Annotated in this window: 16 protein-coding genes and 1 tRNA gene; 8 read left to right on the forward strand and 9 right to left on the reverse strand. The window is 64.6% G+C overall.

Annotated features, from left to right (window positions below; all coding sequences use genetic code 11):
- Positions 1 to 4: 4 nt before the first annotated feature.
- The gene (locus L1F31_RS15750; RefSeq protein ID WP_265418178.1) at positions 5 to 808 is read right to left on the reverse strand and encodes a class I SAM-dependent methyltransferase; all 804 of its coding nucleotides are present in this window, start codon (positions 806 to 808) and stop codon (positions 5 to 7) included.
- A 415-nt stretch (positions 809 to 1,223) separates the two neighbouring features.
- On the opposite strand from L1F31_RS15750, the gene pstS reads away from it, so the two are divergent.
- The 4 genes from pstS (at position 1,224) to pstB (ending at position 5,511) form a co-directional block, all read left to right on the forward strand.
- A complete protein-coding gene (gene pstS / locus L1F31_RS15755; RefSeq protein ID WP_429860930.1) occupies positions 1,224 to 2,324 on the forward strand; it encodes a phosphate ABC transporter substrate-binding protein PstS in 1,101 nt (366 codons plus the stop codon).
- Between the two features lie 277 nt (positions 2,325 to 2,601).
- Positions 2,602 to 3,492, forward strand: a complete 891-nt coding sequence (pstC, locus tag L1F31_RS15760) for a phosphate ABC transporter permease subunit PstC (RefSeq protein ID WP_265420455.1) — start codon at positions 2,602 to 2,604, stop codon at positions 3,490 to 3,492.
- A gap of 5 nt (positions 3,493 to 3,497) precedes the next feature.
- Positions 3,498 to 4,634 (forward strand): phosphate ABC transporter permease PstA, encoded by a 1,137-nt coding sequence (pstA, locus tag L1F31_RS15765; RefSeq protein ID WP_265418179.1) that lies wholly within the window; start codon positions 3,498 to 3,500, stop codon positions 4,632 to 4,634.
- Between the two features lie 97 nt (positions 4,635 to 4,731).
- Positions 4,732 to 5,511, forward strand: a complete 780-nt coding sequence (gene pstB, locus L1F31_RS15770) for a phosphate ABC transporter ATP-binding protein PstB (RefSeq protein WP_265418180.1) — start codon at positions 4,732 to 4,734, stop codon at positions 5,509 to 5,511.
- 165 nt (positions 5,512 to 5,676) lie between these two features.
- On the opposite strand, the gene L1F31_RS15775 is transcribed toward pstB, so the two are convergent.
- Complete coding sequence (locus tag L1F31_RS15775) at positions 5,677 to 6,330, reverse strand: winged helix-turn-helix transcriptional regulator (protein ID WP_265418181.1); 654 nt, start codon at positions 6,328 to 6,330, stop codon at positions 5,677 to 5,679.
- A 109-nt stretch (positions 6,331 to 6,439) separates the two neighbouring features.
- Here L1F31_RS15775 and L1F31_RS15780 point away from each other — a divergent pair, with 109 nt between their 5' ends.
- Positions 6,440 to 7,000 carry a dihydrofolate reductase family protein gene (locus L1F31_RS15780; RefSeq protein ID WP_265418182.1) on the forward strand — a complete coding sequence of 187 codons (561 nt, stop codon included), beginning with the start codon at positions 6,440 to 6,442 and terminating at the stop codon, positions 6,998 to 7,000.
- Between the two features lie 45 nt (positions 7,001 to 7,045).
- On the opposite strand, the gene L1F31_RS15785 is transcribed toward L1F31_RS15780, so the two are convergent.
- The 3 genes from L1F31_RS15785 to L1F31_RS15795 form a co-directional block, all read right to left on the reverse strand.
- Positions 7,046 to 8,059, reverse strand: a complete 1,014-nt coding sequence (locus L1F31_RS15785) for an inorganic phosphate transporter (RefSeq protein ID WP_265418183.1) — start codon at positions 8,057 to 8,059, stop codon at positions 7,046 to 7,048.
- A 3-nt stretch (positions 8,060 to 8,062) separates the two neighbouring features.
- Positions 8,063 to 8,728 carry a DUF47 domain-containing protein gene (locus L1F31_RS15790; protein ID WP_265418184.1) on the reverse strand — a complete coding sequence of 222 codons (666 nt, stop codon included), beginning with the start codon at positions 8,726 to 8,728 and terminating at the stop codon, positions 8,063 to 8,065.
- 310 nt (positions 8,729 to 9,038) lie between these two features.
- A complete protein-coding gene (locus L1F31_RS15795; protein WP_265418185.1) occupies positions 9,039 to 9,626 on the reverse strand; it encodes a hypothetical protein in 588 nt (195 codons plus the stop codon).
- 175 nt (positions 9,627 to 9,801) lie between these two features.
- On the opposite strand from L1F31_RS15795, the gene L1F31_RS15800 reads away from it, so the two are divergent.
- From L1F31_RS15800 to L1F31_RS15810, 3 genes are all read left to right on the forward strand, one after another.
- On the forward strand, positions 9,802 to 10,740 hold the full coding sequence (locus L1F31_RS15800) for a hypothetical protein (RefSeq protein ID WP_265418186.1): 939 nt from the start codon (positions 9,802 to 9,804) through the stop codon (positions 10,738 to 10,740).
- Between the two features lie 171 nt (positions 10,741 to 10,911).
- A tRNA-Lys gene (locus L1F31_RS15805) sits at positions 10,912 to 10,984 on the forward strand.
- 372 nt (positions 10,985 to 11,356) lie between these two features.
- Positions 11,357 to 11,764, forward strand: coding sequence for an RDD family protein (locus L1F31_RS15810; RefSeq protein WP_265418187.1), 408 nt, complete (start codon positions 11,357 to 11,359; stop codon positions 11,762 to 11,764).
- A gap of 50 nt (positions 11,765 to 11,814) precedes the next feature.
- Here the strand turns inward: L1F31_RS15810 and L1F31_RS15815 are convergent, their stop codons facing one another.
- From L1F31_RS15815 to L1F31_RS15830, 4 genes are all read right to left on the reverse strand, one after another.
- Positions 11,815 to 12,519: an O-methyltransferase gene (locus L1F31_RS15815; RefSeq protein WP_265418188.1), complete on the reverse strand. Its 705-nt coding sequence runs from the start codon at positions 12,517 to 12,519 to the stop codon at positions 11,815 to 11,817.
- A gap of 39 nt (positions 12,520 to 12,558) precedes the next feature.
- Entirely contained in the window at positions 12,559 to 12,810 is a 252-nt protein-coding gene (locus L1F31_RS15820; protein WP_265418189.1) for a PspC domain-containing protein, read from the reverse strand.
- A gap of 10 nt (positions 12,811 to 12,820) precedes the next feature.
- A complete protein-coding gene (locus tag L1F31_RS15825; protein ID WP_265418190.1) occupies positions 12,821 to 14,128 on the reverse strand; it encodes an FAD-dependent oxidoreductase in 1,308 nt (435 codons plus the stop codon).
- A gap of 110 nt (positions 14,129 to 14,238) precedes the next feature.
- Positions 14,239 to 14,631 (reverse strand): hypothetical protein, encoded by a 393-nt coding sequence (locus tag L1F31_RS15830; protein ID WP_265418191.1) that lies wholly within the window; start codon positions 14,629 to 14,631, stop codon positions 14,239 to 14,241.
- Positions 14,632 to 14,775: the final 144 nt, after the last annotated feature.

Genomic DNA, 14,775 nt, shown 5'->3' on the forward strand with positions numbered 1-14,775 from the left:
GTTTTCAGGGCACCGTGCAGTAGGCACCGTACATGAGCGGCCCGAGCAGGGTGGCGTCCGCGGCGTCGAGCTCGTCACTGAGCCGCCCGGTGAGTGTGTCGACATCGAGCTCATCGGCGCTCACCCTCCCCCGCTGTTCGAGATAGGGCAGCAGAGCGGCGAGTGCGTTCGCCCAGCCGAAGCTCGGCGCCTCTGTCCCACCCCCGACCGGAGCGCTCAACGTCAGTGTCGGATCGGGCAGGCCGACTGCGCGGAACGCACCGAAGAGATCCGCACCCATCCTGTTGTGGACGCCGATCTCAGCGAAGGTCTCGAGAATGAGAGACCTCACCCGTTCCCACAGCGGTGTGCTCACGCTCGCCCAGTCATGGGTGACGTCGAGCTCATGCATCACGAGCAGGCCTCCCGGTCGAAGATGGTGCTTGAGCCGCTCCAGCACCTCGATGGGGTCGGCTGTGTGCATGAGCACTGCCCTGCCGACGATTGCGTCGAACTCCCGATCCAGGTCGAGTGAGGCGAGATCCGCCTCGGCGAATTCGACCTTCGGGCCCAGCAGGGTCCGCGCCCCGTCGAGCGCGGAAGGATCCCGGTCGACGCCGAGCACGTGGCCGCCTGCGCCGACGAGATCGGCCGCGATGGCGGCCACATTGCCGGCCCCGGTGCCGATGTCGAGGACGCTCATGCCTTCGGTGATCCCGGCCTCTGTCAGCAGCTGTCTGGTCAGTGGGTCGAACACGACCGATTGGTCGCGCAGTCGTGTGTGTTCGCTCTCGGAATCCCCGAGAAGATAGCGGTTCTGCTCATGCATCGGTGCCTCCACCGTCGTTGTCCTCCGCCCGGGCACCCAGCTTGGGTTTCCGGACCGTTCACATGAGGGACGGTAGGGATGGGCACCTGGCCAGGGCAAGGGTTCGACGAACCTCAGGAAGTGCACGCATACTCGGCAGGGAACGGTCGCAGACGCGCCTGGAACGGGGCGATGTGCATCGGTCGGTGGGAGCGGATCGGCGGGCCGCCTCGGCGAGGGGACAAGCGTCCCTGTGGGGATCCTTTCACGGATCGCATGCGGTCTGTGATCAAGCACTCAAGGTGGTTCCAACCCTTCGCCGCTCGTTCACCTTCCATTCATGTTCCAACTCCTTGCACTTCACGCGTGATCCTTAGCGTGGTACACGAGCAATCGAGACCCCTCGAGCTGTGTCCACAACATGAAAGGCATCTTCGTGAAGATGAAGCATCTCGCCCCCTCAGCTGCGATCCTCGCGGTCGGCGCCCTCACCCTCTCGGCCTGCGGCGGAGCCTCGGCCACCGGTGAAGAGGCTTCCGGCGGCAACAGTGACCTGCAGGGCACCCTGACCGGCATCGGCGCATCCTCTCAGAAGGCCGCCATGGATGCTTGGACCGCGGACTTCACCTCGGAGAACTCCGGCGTGACCGTCAACTACTCCCCCGACGGCTCGGGTGCCGGTCGCGAGCAGTTCCTCGCCGGAAACGCGCAGTTCGCCGGCTCCGACGCCCACCTCGACGATGAAGAGGTCAAGGCCGGAGAAGAAGCCTGCGGCGCCGACGGAGCCTACGAGTTCCCCGTCTACATCTCCCCGATCGCCGTGACGTTCAACGTCGAAGGCGTCGACGAGCTCAACCTCTCTCCCGACACGATCGCGAAGATCTTCAAGGGCGACATCACGAACTGGAACGACAAGGCCATCAAGGCCGACAACCCGGACGCCGATCTGCCTGATCTCAAGATCACCGCCGTCCACCGCGCCGACGACTCGGGCACCACCGAGAACTTCGCCGAGTACCTCAAGGCCACCGCCGAGAAGACGTGGGACGCAGAGGTCGACGGAAACTTCCCGAAGGAGTACGGCGGCGAGGCCTCGCAGGGCACCGACGGCGTCATCCAGACCGTCTCGGACACCGACGGCGCCATCGGCTACGCGGATGCCTCCGCTGTCGGTGAGCTGTCCACCGCCAAGGTCAAGGTCGGCGAAGAGTTCGTGGAGCTCTCCCCCGAAGCCGCGACCAAGGTCGTCGACGCCTCGGAGAAGGTCGAAGGACGCAGCGAAGGCGACCTCGCCTACGACCTCGCCCGCGACACCACCGAGTCCGGTGCCTACCCGATCGTCCTCGTCTCCTACCACCTCGTCTGCTCGTCCTACAAGGACCAGGAGACCGTGGACATGGTCAAGGCCTGGGAGAAGTTCGTGGTCTCGGAAGAGGGACAGAAGTCGGCCGCCGATTCGGCCGGTTCCGCTCCGATCTCCGACGAACTCCGTACGGAAATCGAGAAGGTCATCGACTCAATCAAGGTTGCAGGCTGACATTTGGTCTCTGACCTCGAGAAATAACCAGTCGGGAGCGGCGCAGATCCCCTGCGCCGCTTTTCGGCGCGTGTGGAGCATCCACCAGGCTCCGCCCCCTGTGGGACCATCCCGGGTTCCACCACAAGTCACGTGAGGAGTACTTGTGCCGACCAGCACACAGACCACCGAGTCAGGCCCCACAGGGCCCGGCTCCACACCACAGTCCGGAGCTTCGCCGCAGGGCTCAAGTTCCGCACCTAAGCAGCAGAAGACCGTCGTCCGTCCCGGCGACCGGATCTTCTCCGCCGCCACACTCATCGCCGGCATCCTGATCCTGCTCATCCTCGCGGGTGTGGCCCTGTTCCTTCTCGCGCAGTCGTCGGACACCATCTCTGCGCAGATCAACGATCCGTCGCAGATCACCGGCGGCAAGGGATTCTTCTCCTATGTGTGGCCGCTGGTCATCGGCACGCTCATCTCCGCAGCCATCGCTCTGGTCGTGGCGACGCCCTTCGCTCTGGGCATCGCGCTGTTCACCACGCACATGGCTCCGCGCAAGCTCGCTCCGACGCTCGGCTACGTCATCGACCTGCTCGCTGCGATCCCCTCGGTCGTCTACGGTCTCTGGGGCATCGCCCTGGCCGGCAACCTCACCGGCTTCTACCTGTGGCTGTCGAAGTGGTTCGGGTGGATCCCGATCTTCGCACCCGCCGCGGACGGGTCGGTCTCGCAGACGGGACGCACGCTGCTGACCGCCTCGCTCGTGCTCTCGATCATGATCCTGCCGATCATCACCTCGCTGACGCGTGAGATCTTCCTCCAGACTCCGCGCCTGCAGGAAGAAGCTGCCCTGGCTCTGGGCGCCACCCGCTGGGAGATGATCCGCATGGCCGTGCTCCCGTTCGGCAAATCCGGCATCGTCTCGGCGACGATGCTCGGTCTCGGTCGTGCCCTCGGCGAGACCATGGCTGTGGCCATGATCCTCTCCCCCGGCGTCCTCACCGCCTCGCTCGTCGTCAGCGGCAACCAGACCATCGCCTCTGAGATCGCGCAGAACTTCCCCGAGGCCGCGGGCCTGCGCCTGTCCGAACTCATCACGGTCGGCCTCGTCCTCTTCGTCATCACTCTGCTGGTGAACATGGGGGCCCGCGCCATCGTCGCCCGTACTTCGGTGAAGGGAAGCTGAGAACGTTGACCACCGCAGACACTGCCATCGCCAAACCCGCGAAGCTGACTTCGAAGCAGCTGCCCAAGGCCACGCCCTGGGTCATCGCCGTCGCCTCGATCATTGCGGCGATCATCATCAGCTTTATCGCCTTCGGCGGCTTCAACATCCCCGTCGTCGCCGTTCTCGCCGGACTCATCAACATCGTTGCCGTACTCGCGGTCTCCGGAGCCTACGAAGGCCGCCGCAAGGCCGTCGACCGTGTGGCGACCACCGTCGTCACTTCGACGTTCGTCCTCGCCTGTGTTCCCCTCATCTCCCTGCTGTGGCTGACCGTGTCCAAGGGCGGCGCCGCCATCAGCGGCGACCTGCTCACCCGCACCATGCTCGGCATGAAGGGTGTGCTCGACCAGCAGTACGTCGCCGGCGAAGCCACTCTGGCGGGCGGCTTCTACCACGCCATCGTCGGCACCGTGCTCATCACACTCGCTGCCTGCATCATCTCGATCCCGATCGGCGTCCTCACCGCCATCTACCTCGTCGAGTACGCGGGCAAGAACCGTCTGGGCAAGTCCATCACCTTCCTCGTCGACGTGATGACCGGCATTCCCTCGATCGTGGCCGGCCTCTTCGCCTTCGCACTCTTCTCGACGATCGCGAACCTGGTCATGCCCGCGTCCGCGGGGATCGCGAAGACCGGCTTCACCGCGGCCGTGGCCCTGTCCGTGCTGATGATCCCGATCGTCGTGCGCAACACCGAGGAGATCCTCCGCCTGGTGCCGATGGACCTGCGCGAAGCCTCCTACGCACTGGGCGTGCCGAAGTGGAAGACGATCGTGAAGATCGTTCTGCCCACCTCGGTGTCGGGCATCCTCTCGGGTGTCACCATCGCCATCGCCCGCGTCATCGGTGAGACCGCACCGATCATGGTCACTGCCGGATTCGCGAAGACCCTCAACTGGAACCTCTTCTCCGGCTGGATGTCGACGCTGCCGACCTTCATCTACGACTCGCAGCTGCGACCGGTCTCTCCCGGCGCTGCGGCACTGGCCAGCTCCGAACGCGCTTGGGCCGCCGCCCTCGTGCTCGTCCTCCTGGTCATGGTCCTCAACCTGCTCGCACGCATCATCGCGAAGGTGCTCGCACCGAAGGCCGGCCGCTGATCACGGGCCGGTGATCACCAGCTGCTGATCGCCCGCCGGTGATCGCCTGCCGCCCACAGACTTCCAGACTCATCAGAATCCACGGATAGGAAACACAATGTCCAAGCAGATCGACATCAAGGATCTCGACATCTTCTACGGCGACTTCCGCGCCGTCGACGGCGTGCAGATGCAGATCAAGCCGCGCTCCGTCACGTCCTTCATCGGCCCCTCCGGCTGCGGCAAGTCCACCGTGCTGCGCACCCTCAACCGCATGCACGAGGTCATCCCCGGCGCCACCGTCTCCGGTGAGGTGCTCATGGACGGCAACGACATCTACGGTGCAGGCGTCGACCCCGTCAACGTCCGCCGCGAAGTCGGCATGGTGTTCCAGCGGGCGAACCCCTTCCCCACGATGAGCATCAAGGAGAACGTGCTCGCCGGTGTGCGCCTGAATAACAAGCGCCTGTCGAAGTCCGCAGCCGACGACCTGACCGAGCGTGCCCTGCGCGGCGCGAACCTCTGGAACGAGGTCAAGGACCGTCTCAACCTGCCCGGCTCGGGACTCTCCGGCGGTCAGCAGCAGCGTCTGTGCATCGCCCGCGCGATCGCCGTCGAGCCTGAGGTCCTGCTCATGGACGAACCGTGCTCGGCTCTCGACCCGATCTCGACCCTGGCGATCGAGGACCTCATCAACGACCTCAAGGACAAGTACACGGTCGTCATCGTCACGCACAATATGCAGCAGGCCGCTCGCGTGTCCGACAAGACTGCGTTCTTCAACATCGCCGGCACCGGCAAGCCCGGTAAGCTCATCGAGTTCAACGAGACCTCGACGATCTTCTCGAACCCGGACAAGGAAGAGACCGAGAACTACATCTCCGGCCGCTTCGGATGATCTGAGGTTCGCAGCGGGCGGGATGCCGGCTCTGGCGGGACTCCGGCTCTGGCGGGGTGACGTATCGGGCGCAGTGCGCCTCAGCTCCTCATTCTCCGGTCGTTCCAGTGCGTTCTCCGCGTGAGAATCGCTCTGGAACGACCGGAGAACTTTTTTTGCCTGGACTCATTTGCCGTTCGGTGGGGTGCTGGCAGCATCGTCTAAGGGTGCCCGGAAGGCGCGGGCGAACTCCGTCAGTAGGGATTCGTCCCCGGCGACTGTCACCGCTCCGTCAGCCACTGCCGTCTTCGCATCACCACCGGCCAGCAGCCCTCGCAAGCCCGTCCCTCCGATGAAGACCTGTGCCGACGGATCGGCACCTTCGGCCACGTCGACCCCGGATTCATGCACTGCCGCGTGAGCGACTGCCGGACCGGCCGTCACTTCGACGGTGAAGGGGCGCACGCTCACGTCGGTCCGAGACGTCAGCAGAGCAGCAGCCAACGAACTGTCGGTGGGCACTTCGTCCTCACGAGGAGCGGCCAAGCGGCGCGAGCCCCAGCGGCCGAGTTCGATGAGCACGGGGCCGAGGCCCTCTCCGTACTCACTGAGCCGATAGACGACATGCCGGTCCTTGAGGCTGCGTTCGACGATGCCGGCGGACTCGAGATCGCGCAGACGGGTAGTCAGCAAGTTCGATGGGATGCCGGGGATGCCCTGCCGCAGCTCGTTGAAGCGCTTCGCCCCCACGAGGAGGTCGCGAAGGATGATCAGAGACCACCGCTCGCCCAGAATCTCGGCCGCCCTGGCCAAGCCGCAGTATTGCCCGTACGACTTCATGATTGACAGTGTAGCGATAATGCTTCATCATTAAAACTGCAGTTCAATTTTTAAACTGATACGAGCTGCGCGACACTCGACTCACACGACACTCACCGAGGAGAACATCATGAGCCGCACCGTCATCGCCGCACTGTTCCAGTCTCTCGACGGCATCGCTTCGGACCCGTTCAACTTCCAGTTCGACTCCTTCGACCAAGAGATGGGCGAATGGATGAACACGGCCATCGGCGGAGTCGACGACTGCGTCCTCGGCCGGATCACCTATCAGGAGTGGGAGAACTACTGGCCGAACCATACAGAGGGCGAGGACGCGCCGTTCGCCGACTTCATCAACTCGACGCCCAAACACATCGCTTCGACGACGCTGTCACAGGCAGACCTCCGGTGGGAGAAATCGACGCTCATTCAGGGAGACCTCGTCGATTTCGTCCGAACGCTCAAAGAGACAGACGGCGGGAAGATCGCCGTCGAAGGCTCGATGTCCGTCGTCCGTCAGCTCGTCGAAGCCGGCCTCGTCGATGAGCTGACGCTGGCCATACATCCGGTTGTCGCCGGCAGCGGACGGTCCCTCTTCGAGGGCGGGGCGACGACTCGACTCGCACTCAAGGACGTCCAGCGCACCAGCAAGGGAAACCTGTTGGCCACGTACGGGCCTTTCACCAGCTGACAAACGACCGGCGGGTGACTGCGACGATGGCTGCGGCGTCGGTCGCTACAGCCCGACTGCGGCCTTGACGATCCATCCGAGCACGAGGGCGAGCAGCGCTGCGGCGGGGATCGTCAGCACCCAGACGCCGAACATCGGCAGGAAGTAGCGGGCCCGGGCGTGGCCTTTGCGACCGGCGTACTGGGTGCCGAGGATCGATGAGCCCAGCACAAAGGTCAGCGACACGGGCACGCGCATGATCAGGGCCGCGGTGTACATGAGGATCGATGCCGCGCCATCGGCGACGGCAGATTTGAGGGGGTCGAGTCTGACCATCCGCACCGACAGGGTCTGGACCACGCGCCAACCGCTCAGCCCGGTGCCCAGCGCCAGGGCTCCGGCGATGAGGAGGCGCACCGGCCAGGAGATCTCAACGATGGACAGACCGTCGTGCGGCGTGGCTTCGACCGCAAGGATGCCGACCATGACCAGGGCCGCGACCTTCTGTGCGTCCTGGACTCCGTGAACGAGGGACAGCGACGCCGTGAGCACCGAATCGACCATGCGCGCACCCCGGTACAGCGGCTTCGGCGGAGTCGACGCGAGCACTTTCGAGAGCACGAGGGTCAGCACCCACGCGAGGATGAACCCGAGGATGGGTGAGAGCAGCAGCGGCCACACCACGTTGTTCATCGCATGCTCGGCGTTGATCGAGAAGCCGAAGACGATGCCGGCACCCAGCAGCCCGCCGATGAGACAGTGCGTCGAGGACACCGGCAGCGCAAGGTAGTAGGTGAACAGGCTCCAGGCCGTCGCCGCGACGAAGGCGATGATCAGACTGGTGAGGATGAGGTCGGCCGAACCGGAGAACAGCACGATCTGGTTGGCCACGACGATGGCGATTCCCTCACCGAGGAGGGCGCCGATGAAGTTGAAGATGACGGCCAGGCTGAGCGCCCAGCCGGGTCGCATCGCTCGGCCGACGACCGCATTGCCGACGGTCAGGGCAGCATCGTGGAAACCGTTCGAACCGGCGAAGATCACCGCAGCGACGATGACTGCCGCCAACAGCAGCTCCACGGACTACGACTCCTTGATCGCGATGGCCGCGACGACCTTGCCGAGTTCCGTGAACCCGTGCGCGGCCCGGACGAAGGCCTGTCCGAGCTGGGACACCGCCGCCATATAGGTGAGACCGCGTTTGGAGTTCGGCACCGCGTCCGACATCCGCCACTGCAGGCTCTCGACCTGGTAGGTCAGCCGGTTGATCGAATCGACGTAGTCCCACTGGTCGAGCTTGCCCGGCAGCCGGGTGATCATCCGCGAAGTGTGGTCGGTCTGGTTCGACAGCACCGCCAGGGTCTCGGGCACGCCTGAGGGCAGCGGGTCGAAGGCTCCGGAGGCGAGGACGAATCCGACCCCGTGCAGGCGATGGCAGATATCGCGCATGTGGTGGCTGAGCAGGTAGAGGTCGTTGCGGTCGAACGGGGTGATGTAGTTCTCCCGCAGCGCCCGCAGCATCGCGCCCATGTCCTCATCGGCTTGATCCCCGATCTCGCGGAGGCGATCAGCGACATCGCGCCGTTCGCTGATTTCGATTCCGGAGAGTTCTGCGAGCACCAAGTTGCATTGCCGCATCTGAGAGACGAGAGCGGACAACCGCTCGTAGAAGACAGAGTCCTGAGGTACCCGCTTGAGCCGCATGCGCTCCTCCTGCCCGAGGCCCGGACGAGCCGGACGAATATGCATGATGCCTCAATGATATGTGCCGGACACTGGACCGAGAGCGCCTCTCGGCGGAAGGCCGCTCGAAGCGGCTGAATTTGGAGCCCGGGGCTTCAGCGATCCAGCGTCCGGTGGCCCGAAGGCCACCCCCTACGATACTCGTTCATGCTCATGAATCCACCGCCGAGGCGGCACTTCGTCCGTTGAGAATCTCACAGTCGAGAACGGGGTCGGGTGGGAATATCGGGCCCTGACGAGGACCGCACTCATACGGTCGGTCGGGACCGCCTCGGCGAGGGGCGACGGCGAGGGCGGGGCCTTTGAGTTCCGACGTTCAGTCGAGACCGCCTCGGCGATGGGCGACGGCGGCGTCGGACAGGTCTTCGGAGAGCTGGCGCAGGCGGGCGCCGGTGTCGTGGTCGTCGGTGCCTGCCGCGCAGATGCCGACGAAGGCGGAGGCGCGCAGCAGCGCGATGACGACGTCGCCGCGGAAGGCGCCGACGAGGATTTCGTCGATGGCGTGGGCGACCTCGTCGGGGCCGGCGGGCAGCTCGACGCCGGCGAGGATCTCGTCGTAGCCGATGCCCTCGGTGACGCGGCGTTGGCCGTCGGAGAACATCTCAGCGAGTGCGCGAGGGGCAGACTTGATCCATTGGCGCAGGGCGTAGAGGCGCCACAATGCTCCGGGTGCGGAAACGGCAGGAGCGGCCGACCACATCTCGGCGATGACCTCGAAGCCGATGTCATCGGCGAGTTCGACGAAGCGCCTGGTGGCGGCCTCGTCGCGGTTGCCTTGCGCGTCGCCGAGGAGCAGCGCCGCTGTCGCATGTGAGGTCTCGGAGCGGGCGACGGGGTCGTCAGAGGCGCCGACGGCGTCGAGGTCGGCGAGGGGAACGGGACGGTGGAATGCGCGCTGTGACATGGTCACGGCAGTTTAGTCCCTGCGAGGGTGCGGAGACTAGGACGTGGAGCACATTCGGACTTTCGCCCCACGGTCAGGATTCGCTCGCTCGGCTCACAGTGGCGGCCACTAAACTTGTCAGTGATTCGTGTCTGCGACCCGCAGTCGCGAGTGACCGATACGAGGAGGAACTCTCGTGGCAAAATCATCCGTGGCGAAGAAGGGCATCGACAAGGCGACGAAGCTCGCAGTCAATGACGATGGCACCCTCAATCCCCGCGCCCAGTCGATGTTGTCGCGTCTGCTGTCCGTACAGCGGCCCGTCGCCCTGGCCTACGTGCGCAGCCTGCGCCGCAAACACCCCGAGGCGACCCCCGAAGAGCTCATCAAGATCATCCGCAGGCACTACCTCACCCTGACCACTTCCGGAGGCGCCGCAGTCGGTGCGACCGCGGCCGTTCCGGGTCTGGGCACGACGGCCGCTTTGGGCGTCGCCGGCGTCGAAACCGCAGGATTCCTCGAAGGCACTGCGCTGTTCGCTCAGGCGATCTCGGAGATCCACGGCCTGCCTGTGGCCGACGCTAAGCGGGCGAACGCCCTGGTGCTCGGGCTGATGCTGGGCAAGGACGGGAAGAACCTCGTGCAGCGTTTCAGCAAGAAGAACGGCGGAGTGGACTCCATGCTCGGCAGCTGGGGCGCCACCGTGACCAAGCAGCTGCCCGCTCCCCTGGTCGATCTGCTCGTGCGCAAGCTGCGCAAGACCTTCATCCGCAAGTTCGCCGCGCGCGCCGGCGGTTCTCTCGTCGGCCGACTGCTGCCCTTCGGAGTCGGCGCTGTCATCGGTGCCGTCGTCAATGGCCAGATGGCCCGCCAGATCGCGAAGGAGTCGAAGGAAGCCTTCGGCGCCGCTCCGACGGTCTTCCCGATCGAAACCGACCCCGAGTACGTGGCACCGAAGAAGGACCGGAAGCTGCTGGCGGGTCTGACCAATGTCCGCGCCCTGGTCGGAAAGCTGAAGAAGAACAAGGCCATCGAGTCCGACGTCATCGAACCCGCTGACCCCGACGAACTCGAGTCGCCGGACGGTCTGCCCCGCACCCACACCGGCGAGGATCGCCCCGAACTGGATAAGTGAGGGCGGGGCTCGGCCCGCGGCGGCTCGGCTTGCGGCGGCCCCGGTTCGGCGGACTGCTGCCGTGCGTCGACGGAGGAGCTCCTGGTTTGAGTAATCCGGACGCGAACCTCTACTATTAGTTCGTCTCCATCATGTGCCGGCAGGCCTGTGTTCTGCGCTTGTGATGGGGCGGGGCCTCTAGCTCAGTTGGTAGAGCAGCGGACTTTTAATCCGCGGGTCGTGGGTTCGATCCCCACGGGGCCCACCGACACAATGTGCCGCGACTTCGTTCACTCGATGTCGCGGCACATTTCTCATTCCCGGCTTCTGTGAAGGCTCGTTCTCTGTCTCGACACACCTCTCTCAGCGCCCGTTTGTGGTCAATGCGCCGAGGCCTCTCCGCCGAACCGTCGGATTCTCCTCGGTGCATTGACCACAAACGGGCGCACGGGAGCGTTTCGTACCGGTACTGGCACAGGATGTTTCCTGACGATCACCTTCTGCCGGCAGGCGTTCGCATAGAGTCAAGGTCATCGGCCCATCACCACCGAGAGAGATACGCACAATGAGTTCGAACTACCGTGCCCAGGCTGGACTTGCCGTCCATGGCCCCGGGCCTTGGCGAAGCTCCGGTCCGATGACACCGGCACCACCGACCCGACGCTGGTGGGCGAGGACCCTCGATGCGGTCTTCGTGCTCTTCTTCACCGGGATGCTCATCGGCATTGCCCTGGCCCTCACTGCAGTGAACATCATCTCGATCGACGGCGCCACCAAAGTGGCTCTCATCAGCTACCCGCTGATGGCGCTGATCTTCGGGGCCCTCTACGGCTGCACTGTCTCCCCCGGCCAAGCGCTGTGTGGAGTCGTCACGCTCAAGCACAGCGGCAGACGCGTCGGATTCTGGAGGGGAATGTCGCGTTATGTGGCGGTTGCGTTCTTCCCGATCACCATCCTGCTGGCTATCTGGACGATCTTTGACGCGCCGACGATGGACCTCGATCCCATCGATGTCTATTACCGCAGCTCGCCGCAGGTCAGGTAGCCGCAGGTCAGCTCGCCGCAGGTCAGGTAGACCCGGACTCCGGATTCGGATCACCGCCGACGCGCGATGATGAGCCCGTCCCATCCCTTTTCGCCGACCGTCTGGAACGCTGTCGCATCGAGTTCGGGGTGGGCCGCGATCTCGTCGACGACCTTGCGCACGCCCTGAACTCGCGGATCGGTGCTGTCGGCGTCTGTGACTGCGCCGTTGCGAACGACATTGTCGATGACGATCACCGCCCCTGATCGGGTGAGTTCGAGCGCAGCAGTGAGATAGGCGGGATTGTTCGGTTTGTCGGCGTCGATGAACACAAAGTCGAACGGCTCAGCACCATCACTGATGAGCCGGGCGGCGGACTCGGCAGCTGGTCCGACGATCATCGTGATGTGCTCGGCGACTCCGGCGGCACGGAAGTTCGCCTCGGCGATCGATGCGTTGTCCGGTTCGAGTTCAAGGGTGACGACGCGCCCGTCCTCTCCCGCTGCTCGCGCGAGCCAGATGGTCGAATAGCCTGCCAAGGTGCCGAATTCGAGCACACGCTTCGCACCGGCGATCGTCACCAACTGGCCGAGGAACGCGCCCTGGTTCGCCGCGACTTCGGCATGAGGCATCGTCGTCGCAGCACCTGATCGTCTGGCGGCGATCAGCGCATCGTCCTCACCGACGAATGACTGAGTGAAGTACCTGTCGACCTCGTGCCACTCGTCGGGCGCGGCATAGCGATAGGCCGGTGCGGAGGGTTCGCTGTCGCTCATGTCCTCATTCTTGCGCATCGGCCCATCGCGAATTGGATGTCACTCGATCGAGCGGCCGCCGAAGAGCTGCTGCAGAGGGATCGAATTGTCCTGCCACGGGGTGAGGACCCAGACGACGAGGTACGCACCGAGGCCGATGACCGGAAGCAGGAACGAAGCGAGGACGAGCAGGCGCATCAGCCAGACATTGATGCCGGTGACCTCGGCGAGGCCTCCGGCAATGCCGCCGAGGATGCGGTCGGGACCGCGACGGAAACCGAGTTTGCGGATGGAGTCGAATAGTGAGTTCATGTCTGAGACTCTACGGGCCTGAACGTGCCGTGGCACTGGTGTTGGCCGTCGAAGCCGATTGAGGGAAACCGGAACGTCGAGCGAAATCCGGGGCGTGTTCGGCGGTGATGCCGACACCGAGGATGCGCGCCGGAACGCGGGTGAGTGCGGGAAAGGTCGTCAGCAGCCACTCTACCGGTGCGGGTGGGCGGATCGGTCGCTGTCCGTGGACGGCAGGTTCGACCATCCGGTGGATGGCTGATTGCAGGAGTTCGACGGCGCGAGTGGTCGGCAGCCGCCTGAGCTGGAGACGACGCAGGTCTGCGGTGCGCACCGATCCCGAGCGCAAAGGCTCAGCGAGAATCCGGGCGACGGCGACCCCGTCCTGCACCGCGAGGTTGACTCCGACCCCGCCGAGCGGACTCATCGCGTGTGCGGAATCCCCGATGCACAGCAGACCGTCGACGAACCAGCGTCTGGCCTCGTTGCGGCGGACGTCGAGGAGCTTCACATCGTCGAGTTCGACTGCTCCGACGTCATCTGCCAACTCCGGGTACGTCGCAGCGACGGCGCCACGCAGCGCCTCGATGCCCTCGGCCCGCAGGCGTGCGTCCGCGCCCTTCGGGATCAGCCGGGCGATCTGGACGTGGCCTTGACGCGGGATCGCGACGAAGACCTTGCCGTCACCACCTCGCGGGGCCACGGAATCGGGCAGGACCGCCTCGGTGTCGATGCGGAACCACCACACATCGATCGTCGACGGCAGCTCACGAACGGACAGTTCCGCCTCGGCGCGGGCCTTCGACCATCTGCCGTCGGCGGCGATGACGAGCGGCGCGCGGAATTCGACGATGTCCTCGTTTGGAGGTGCCGCCTCGGTGACGGTGGAATTCCGCGCACGGAGACCGATCACGCGGTCGCCGTCCCAGATCAACGAGGTGGCCTCGACGCCCATCCGGAGGTCGAAGTTCGGCTCGTCCTCCCCTGCTTTCGCGAGCAGATCGAGGAAGTCCCACTGGGGCGCGATCGTCATGAACGGGTGGGGCAGGTTGAGGCGGGTGAAATCGGCGAGCAGAACATCCTCGCCGCTGCGTCCGGTCAGGGTCACGCCCTCGACGCGACGGTGAGCGATGCGGGCGAACTGGTGATAGAGCCCGAGTTCGTCGAGCAGGCGCAGGGTCGAGGGGTGGATGGTGTCGCCGCGGAAGTCACGGAAGAAATCCTTGTGCTTCTCGAGCACCACGACTCTCACCCCGCCGCGGGCGAGCAGCAGCCCGGCGACGATTCCGGCCGGACCGCCTCCGGAGATGATGCAGTCAGCGTGTTCGGTGTCGGCCATGACACCCTCCTTGGCTCGATGGACGCACTCTCCAGCGTAGACCTCGGGACGGGCGTTGGGTATGGGTGTGTGAAGGTGCTGATGCTGGTCTCTGACGTTGAAAAAGCCTATTACGGACGCGCGGCCAGAGCCCCGTCCACTGTCGAGGTCCGCTGAACGTAAGTGTGCACACTTGGAGCTACCAGCAGCAGGCAGTCCATCATCTCTCCACAGACAGACTCAGGATCGACAGTTGGACCAAACAACGGCTCGTGGTGAGCGATCCGATTGCGCAGCTCATTCACTGCGGACACTTGTGCGTCGATCGACCTGCGAGATGTGCCCTGAGGAAACGCAGTGTGCAGGTATGGCACCCACATGCTCTTCTCCATAGCGTTGGTAGTCAGCTGCCGCCAGAACCCGAAAGACAATTCGGCAATGACCTTGCCGGCACTCGCCTTGCCGTAACCACACTTCCTTATGGCATCGTCGATGTTCTTCCGAGTACGGTAGTTGACGTCCATTCCCCGCTTTATGCCGTTGACAGACTTCGTACGCCAAATAGGCATTACTGCTGGGGATTCCGCGTGAAGCAACCAATGGACTCGATACGGCCACCGGGATGAGATCGCATCGTCGTACGCGTTTCGGAGCGCAACTTCAAAATG

The sequence above is a fragment of the Brevibacterium spongiae genome, assembly GCF_026168515.1.
GTDB lineage: Bacteria > Actinomycetota > Actinomycetes > Actinomycetales > Brevibacteriaceae > Brevibacterium > Brevibacterium spongiae.